The following is a 950-nucleotide window of genomic DNA, read 5'->3' as shown; positions in this document are numbered from 1 at the left end:
CCGCGGTCGGCGGGGAGGCGCCCGGGGGTCAGAAGGCGCCCAGGCCGCCGCAGACGTTCAGCGCCTGGCCCGTGATGGAGGCCGCCTGACCGGTGGTCAGGTAGCCGACCAGACCGGCCACCTCCTCGGGCGTGGAGTAGCGGCCGAGCGGGATCCTGGCCTCGAACTGCTCCTGGACGTACTCCTGCGTGGTGTTCCACGCGGTGGCGTAACTCCGGCGGACCCGCTCCGCCATCGGGGTCTCCACGTACCCGGGGCACACGGCGTTGACGGTGACGCCGTACGGGGCGAGCTCCTTGGCCAGCGCTTTGGTGATGCCGACCACGCCGTGCTTGGACGCGGTGTAGGGGACCCCCAGCAGCACACCCTGCTTGCCCGCGGTGGAGGCGATGTTGATGATCCGCCCGTGCTCGCCGTCGGTGAGGCCGCCGTTCTTGAGCACCTCCCGGGTCACCAGGAAGACACCGTTGAGGTTGGTGTCGATGACGTCGTACCAGAGCTCGTCGGGGATGTCGGCCGTACGGCCGCCCCCGCTGCGGCCGGCGTTGTTGACCAGGACGCCGATCGGCCCGAACACCTCCACGGCGGTGCGCACCAGGGCGCGCACCTCCTGGGCGGAGCGGACGTCGGCGACGGCCCCCTCCACCTGGAGCCCTTCGTCGCGCAGGTCCTCCACGGTCTGCTTCACCTCGTGCCCGGTGCGGGCGCACAGGAAGACGCGATGGCCCCGGCGGGCGAGCTCCCGGACCACGGCGAGCCCGATGCCCCGGGTGCCCCCGGTCACCAGGGCGACCGGATGTGTGCCTTGTGCCATCGACGGACCTCCTCAGCGATGTCGGTGGAACCGACTCTGCGCCCGGTGGCTCGTGGGGCGGCCGAAGCCCGCTCGAGGCGCGCCGCCGGTACGGAACCGCGCCCCGCGGGCGGGCCGCGGTTCCGTACCGGCGGCG

At 72.9% G+C, this 950-nt stretch carries 1 protein-coding gene; it reads right to left on the bottom strand.

Annotated elements, in window-relative coordinates; all coding sequences use genetic code 11:
* Positions 1-28: 28 nt before the first annotated feature.
* Positions 29-814: a 3-oxoacyl-ACP reductase FabG gene (gene fabG / locus B7L92_RS29440; RefSeq protein WP_081240410.1), complete on the bottom strand. Its 786-nt coding sequence runs from the start codon at positions 812-814 to the stop codon at positions 29-31.
* Positions 815-950: the final 136 nt, after the last annotated feature.

The sequence above is a fragment of the Streptomyces viridosporus genome (genome assembly GCF_002078235.1).
Classification (GTDB): domain Bacteria; phylum Actinomycetota; class Actinomycetes; order Streptomycetales; family Streptomycetaceae; genus Streptomyces; species Streptomyces viridosporus.
Note: the sequence above shows the minus strand (reverse complement) of the source record. Positions and strands in the feature narration are given on the sequence as shown.